This is a genomic window from Brachyspira pilosicoli, from assembly GCF_019402445.1.
GTDB classification, from domain to species: domain Bacteria; phylum Spirochaetota; class Brachyspiria; order Brachyspirales; family Brachyspiraceae; genus Brachyspira; species Brachyspira pilosicoli_B.
In genome coordinates this window covers 1-5,270 of record NZ_SRZM01000262.1, presented here as the reverse complement: position 1 = coordinate 5,270, position 5,270 = coordinate 1, and the positions used below count along the sequence as shown (strand labels likewise).

The window sequence follows — 5,270 nt, the reverse complement described above, 5'->3', positions numbered from 1 at the left end:
CACTACACTACACTACACTACACTACACTAATTCTATAACCCAAAACACATCATCATTAAATTTTTTTGACAATTATCTTATTTTTTTCATAAAGATTTACAAACTTTCATTGCACACGCAAAATGCAGTATTACTGAAAAGTATGCTGCATTTTGCATTTTTAAAATCCATTCTATTAGCGAATATTATTATAACAATAATATTTAAATAAAGTAAAAAAATCAAGGAGAAAAGAAAATGAAAAAAACTTTATTAGCTCTAATGCTTGTATCATCATTATTCGTTATAAGCTGCGGAGCAGACGCAACAAAACCAACAGACGCTTACAAAAGCCAAAAAACAGAAATAGCTTCAGGAACAAAAGAAGTTTATAATCTTACCCTTAGTGCTAGTGCTGCTATAGATGTTTCAAGCTTTGCATTACCAGGCGAGAAAGTAACAGAAATAGTTGAAGCAACAGTTGATGGTACTGTAGTAAAAACACCTGCTTCTGCAAAAAACCCAGACGGCGGCATATATCAATTTACTGTTACAGGCACTACTGTTACTAGCGTTATATATAAATATACTAAAAGTGCAATAGCACCTATAAAAGAAGCTACAACTACTGCAACAGCTACTGCTGGTGGTAGTAGTGAAAGCACTGCAACTGTAACTGATCCTACATTCTCATTCTTATTTGAAATAGTATCTGTAACTTATCAAGGAACAGATATAACTGCTAATATTAAAAGCATTAGTGGAAATACAATAACATTTTATGACTATAACCAAACTTTAAATGGTCAAATAACAATAAAATATCAATATATGGACGTATATCAAATTTCAGAAAAACCAACTAAAGAAAGCACTATTGAAGCTACTGATATAATAACATTAACTCAAAATGATGCTGGTAAAACTTATGTATGTAAAAATGTAACTACAGGTACATATTACTATGGAATAGTACCTGCTACTGGAATAATAACATCATTAGGTACACAAAATAATAGTTATCAATTATGGCTTTATTAATATAAAAACGGAGATTGAAAAATGAAAAAATTAATATTAATTCTTACTGCTTTATGCATAACTTTTGCATATTCTTTCGCACAAATTCCTACTGCTAATATGAATACTTTTATAGATAACTTAGATAGTTCTGCTGTAAAAAGAGCTACTGCAGGCGAGTTTTCTACAGACAGCGATAAATTAAACGCTAAAGATGTATTCGACTTAAATAGAACAATATTCTCAGCTGGTTATGTACCTGGTTTTAACTCCAGTGATTCTACTGCTGTACAAGCATTCTTTGGTGTACCTATATTAAACAATGCTATGTATTTTGGTGTTGCTGGTGTTTATTCTATGAATGAAACAAGAGTTGACTATAACCCATATAGTGCTAATGCATCTCAAAATGGAATTACTCTTGGTAAAGAAGTTACTACAGGCTCTACTTTTGCTATTAGACCAGTATTCAAAATCAATGATATGGTATCTATTCATTATTTAATAGCAAGAGGAAACAGCAAACAAGTAAATGAAGGATATACAAGTTTTATTGATGATAAAAACTTATCAGTTATTACAAACACTACAGGCAACTCTCAATGGGTACATGAAGTAGCAGTAGGTTTAGTATTTGGTGAAATGAAATTAAAAATACCTGTAAGATTAACTATAAACGATGCTGGAAACTCTTATTCAAAACAGTATAGTTTAACAAAAACAGATGTTGCTAATCAATATTCTGAAGAAACACAAACAGGCTATACAAATACAGGCAATAATACTATGAATCTTTCTATAGCTCCAGAGTTTTCTATGCCTTTAGTTGCTGGTCCTATGACTGGATTAAACTTTGGTCTTACTTTAGGTTTTGATATATATGGTATGGGTCAAAAATTTGATGGTTACAATACAATAAAAAATACTCCTGCAAATGGTGGTACTGCTACAGAAACAAAAACCAGCATAGCTACAAACCAAGAAGGCGTATTTAATATGAATGCTGATATTAATGCTTATCCTACTTTGGAATGGAGCTTAGCTGATAACAGAGTAAGATTAATAATGGAACCAAAAGTTGGTTTAGCTATTAATGTTACAAATGCTGGTAATGTAAAAGTTGTAGAAAAAACAGAAATTACAGATCAAACTACATTAGAAACTACTACTACTTCTGGAGCAAAAAGTTCATTAGTACAAATTATTCCTTATATTGAGCTTCCTATTGGTACTGCTTTCAAACCTGTTGATTGGTTTGAGTTTAGAGCTGGTGTTAGCTACAGATTAGGTTTCGCTATGACTACTGGTTCATATGAAGCATTAACTGGCGGAAAATATAAAACTTTCGGATATGATAGTAATAATGGCTTTGAATCTAGAATGAACTTATATACTGGTATGGGCTTCATAGTTGGAGAAGATTTCTTTATTGACTTATTCTTGGCTGCTCGTGCAGGTACTGCTGGTACTACTACTCCATCACCAAGTTTATTGGGTATAGATTCTTGGGGTGCTCAGCTTTCTTATAGACTATAAGACATTATCTTTTTTCAATTTTTCTACTAAATAAATGTATTAATGGGATAGGTTTTTTAAAACTTATCCCTAATTTTTTTAACAAATATGCAATTTTTTCTAATATATTATATAATATATATATACTAATTTTTAGTTTTGTAAATGAAGTTAATAAAGTTTTTAATTGTTATATATTTAATTATTACGTCAATAGCATATGCCCAAACCAATATACAGCCAGGGCTTTATATTAGAGGTGATTTAGATGGATATTTCTTTCCATATTTAGACGGAGGTGGAGAATTATCCCTATATTATAGATTTATTACAGATGTTTTTCCTGGTTATATATGGGAAGGAGTTAGAACTGATATTGGCATAAGTGACCATTTAGATGCTGAGAGAAATAAACTTAAAATATATGTAGACTCTTCTATTTCTAAATATTTTAATATAAATGTAAGTGCTTCTTTAGTAAACTACTATACTGCAGGGAAAAGGGGATTTGTTAACTTTGATGCTCCAAATATTGCAGTTGACACTAATGCTATAAATAAAGCATTAAAAACAGATAATGTATCCTTTGAAGCAGAGGCAACACCCACTTTTATACTTCCTTTGTTTAATACTTTATTTGACGGTACAGGTTTAATAATACAAGCAGGTCTAACATTTAAATATGCATATGTTAATAATGGAAAATACTATTTAGATTATGAACTCCTTCTTGTAAGGGATCAAAATGATATATCTTATAAGCTTGACAGTATGATATTATTTGATTTATATCCTCTATCAGTAGGCATAAATTACATGTTGGCTTATATGAATAATACAAAACAGCTTTGGCATTCTATAGGGGCATATGCTCATTTTGAATATGAGTTTTTAAGCAGATTCTATACTGAAGTTAACTTAAAAATAGGTCAATATATATCCCACCCTTCATATACAGGGAAGCTTTATTTTAATATGGATGCAGCATTAGTATTCAAAATTATTTAATTTTTATCTTATTTGCCTTATAAGCTTACAAATAAGTTCAGCCTCACTTTTTTGTAATGTTGGATATATTGGGAAAGATATACTCTTTAAGTATGCATTTTCAGTATTAGGAAAATCCTCATTAGGCAAGTTTAAATATTGATGCAAAGGCTTAAATACTGGTCTAGCCACTTCAACATTATGACGTTCAAACATCTTTATTACATCATAAATATTCATAGACCCATTAAGCATACAAACATATCTATAATAAGAAGGACTTTCACTGTCATGTGTAGATAACTTTATCAAATTGCTTTCTAATATAGCACTATCATAAAAAGAAGCAATATCAGCCCTCACCTCTACCATTCTCTCAAGATGTTTAAGCTCTTCCATGCCTATAGAAGCCTGCAAATCTGTAGCACAATAATTAAATCTCTGAATAAAATTATCTTTTTTATCATAATTTATAATATCTCTTATAGCGTCCATTCCCTTTTTTTTGGTAAGTATCATTCCGCCCGCACCGCCAGAAGTAATCATTCTAGTAGCAGACAATGAAAAATAAGCATAATCTCCAAAGCTTCCAAGTAAAGTATCTCTATATTTGCCTCCCAAACTATGTGAAGCATCTTCTATCACAGGAACTTTAATATCAGCAAGCTCATCAATTAAAGCACAATTACCAAACATATGTGAAACAATAATAGCCTTAGTCTTTTCATTAATAGCCTCTATAACATTATCCATAGAAATTTGAAAGCTATCTTCATCTATATCTATTAATACAGGAATAGCCTTGAGATTTGTAACAACCTGAAGAGGAGAGCTATTTAAAAATGATGACATAATCACCTCATCACCTTCCCCAACATTTAAATGCCTCAATATTAATTCTAAAGCACTAGTACCGCTATTAACAAATATAGCAGAAAAACTCTTACCGAAATAACTAGCAAAAGTTCTCTCGAATTCATATATAATATCTCCAGTAGCAAGATTATCACTAATCATTACCCTTAAAGCAGATTCTAAATCTTTTTTTCTTATGGTAGGTCTAGAATGGCGTATCAATTTTTGTTCCTCATATATTTTTTATTATTTATTATAATATATTAATTACAATAATTTTCAATATAGAATATACTATAAATATGCAAATTGTTATTTCTAAGGTTGTAAATATTAAAAATTATTATATAATAGAGCTTTATATACAATAAGTATGTGAGGGGATATATTAATTATGGGAAAACCTATAACTAAAGAAGGATATGACAAAGTAAAAGAAAAGCTATCAGAATTAAAAGCAGAATTTGATACTTTACCTGCTATAATAGCTGAAGCAAGAGAAAAAGGAGACTTGAAAGAAAATGCAGAATATCATGCTGCAAGAGAAAAACAAGGACTTCTTCAAGCACAAATCTCTAAATTAGAAAGCGATTTGGCAGTATGCGAAATAGTAGACCCATCAAAAATGAATAAAGATATTGTAACTTTTGGAAAGAGAGTAAAAGTTAAAGATAAAAACTCTAATGCAGTTTCTGAGTATAGAATCGTAGGAGAACTAGAAGCTGATATGTCTAAAAATGAGATTACTATAGTTACACCTATTGCTAGAGGTCTTCTTACAAAAAAGGTTGGAGATGTTGTTACTATAAAAGTGCCTGCTGGTGATAAGGTATTAGAAATATTAGAAATTAGTCTATAATAAATAATTTTTGAATATTTTAATAAAGGCTTGAATATAAATATTATTTTATAC

At 30.1% G+C, this 5,270-nt stretch carries 5 protein-coding genes; 4 read left to right on the top strand and 1 reads right to left on the bottom strand.

The features are described from left to right. The first annotated feature begins 238 nt into the window (after nucleotides 1-238). The 3 genes from E6A48_RS08585 (at nucleotide 239) to E6A48_RS08575 (ending at nucleotide 3,523) form a co-directional block, all read left to right on the top strand. Nucleotides 239-1,021 carry a hypothetical protein gene (locus tag E6A48_RS08585; protein ID WP_219709722.1) on the top strand — a complete coding sequence of 261 codons (783 nt, stop codon included), beginning with the start codon at nucleotides 239-241 and terminating at the stop codon, nucleotides 1,019-1,021. A 21-nt stretch (nucleotides 1,022-1,042) separates the two neighbouring features. After that, nucleotides 1,043-2,536, top strand: a complete 1,494-nt coding sequence (locus E6A48_RS08580; RefSeq protein ID WP_219709721.1) for a hypothetical protein — start codon at nucleotides 1,043-1,045, stop codon at nucleotides 2,534-2,536. 144 nt (nucleotides 2,537-2,680) lie between these two features. After that, the gene (locus tag E6A48_RS08575; RefSeq protein ID WP_219709720.1) at nucleotides 2,681-3,523 is read left to right on the top strand and encodes a toxin A; all 843 of its coding nucleotides are present in this window, start codon (nucleotides 2,681-2,683) and stop codon (nucleotides 3,521-3,523) included. A 3-nt stretch (nucleotides 3,524-3,526) separates the two neighbouring features. Here the strand turns inward: E6A48_RS08575 and E6A48_RS08570 are convergent, their stop codons facing one another. After that, nucleotides 3,527-4,579 carry a DegT/DnrJ/EryC1/StrS family aminotransferase gene (locus tag E6A48_RS08570; RefSeq protein WP_219709718.1) on the bottom strand — a complete coding sequence of 351 codons (1,053 nt, stop codon included), beginning with the start codon at nucleotides 4,577-4,579 and terminating at the stop codon, nucleotides 3,527-3,529. 172 nt (nucleotides 4,580-4,751) lie between these two features. Here E6A48_RS08570 and greA point away from each other — a divergent pair, with 172 nt between their 5' ends. Continuing rightward, nucleotides 4,752-5,216: a transcription elongation factor GreA gene (greA, locus tag E6A48_RS08565; RefSeq protein ID WP_013244876.1), complete on the top strand. Its 465-nt coding sequence runs from the start codon at nucleotides 4,752-4,754 to the stop codon at nucleotides 5,214-5,216. The last annotated feature ends 54 nt before the right edge of the window (nucleotides 5,217-5,270 follow it).